Origin of the sequence: Micromonospora sp. LOL_015 (assembly GCF_048060275.1) — a bacterium.
Lineage (GTDB): Bacteria > Actinomycetota > Actinomycetes > Mycobacteriales > Micromonosporaceae > Micromonospora_E.
Genome location: NZ_JBHMIO010000167.1, coordinates 1 through 618 on the forward strand (window position 1 = coordinate 1; position 618 = coordinate 618).

1 protein-coding gene is annotated in these 618 nt (G+C 70.2%); it reads right to left on the reverse strand.

Features of this window, described 5'->3' with window-relative positions; genetic code table 11:
• Positions 1–618: RNA-guided endonuclease InsQ/TnpB family protein (locus tag ACFHWU_RS29315; protein ID WP_416592327.1), on the reverse strand; the 618-nt coding region annotated here is incomplete at both ends.

The window sequence follows — 618 nt, forward strand, 5'->3', positions numbered from 1 at the left end:
TCCCCGCCCTGAAGGAACGGGGATCCCCTTGGTCGCGCTCGGGGGTTCCTGTTTCACCGACGACCGCCCCGTCCGAGAGGAGAACTCCCGGTGAGGTCTCACACCGCCTCCACAGGCAATCACGGAGAGCCCCTCCGCGAGAATGTTCCGGGCCGCGTTGACATCCCGGTCATGGGCCTGCCCGCACCGGCAGGTCCACGACCGGACCGCCAACGGCATCCGGTCAGCCAGCACGCCACAGCCCGAACACAGCCGGGTCGACGGGAACCAGCGGTCCACGACCACCAGGTCCCGGCCGTACCAGTCGGTCTTGTACCCCAGCATGCTGCGGAACCGCCGCCAGCCCGCGTCCGAGACGGCGCGGGCCAGACGGTGACCGGCCATCATGGTGCGGACGGTCAGGTCCTCGATCACGATCGTTTGGGTTTCACGAACGAGCCGAGCGGTCAACTTGTGCAGGTGGTCGCGGCGGCGGTCGGCGATCCGGGCATGAACCCGGGCCACCGCCAACCGGGCCTTGGCCGGTTCGCTCCGGTCGTCGCAGAGCAGGGACACGAACCAGCGGCCCGCCGCGTCCTGCGACACGGTCACCGTCGACGGCGCCGCGCCCTGCGGCAA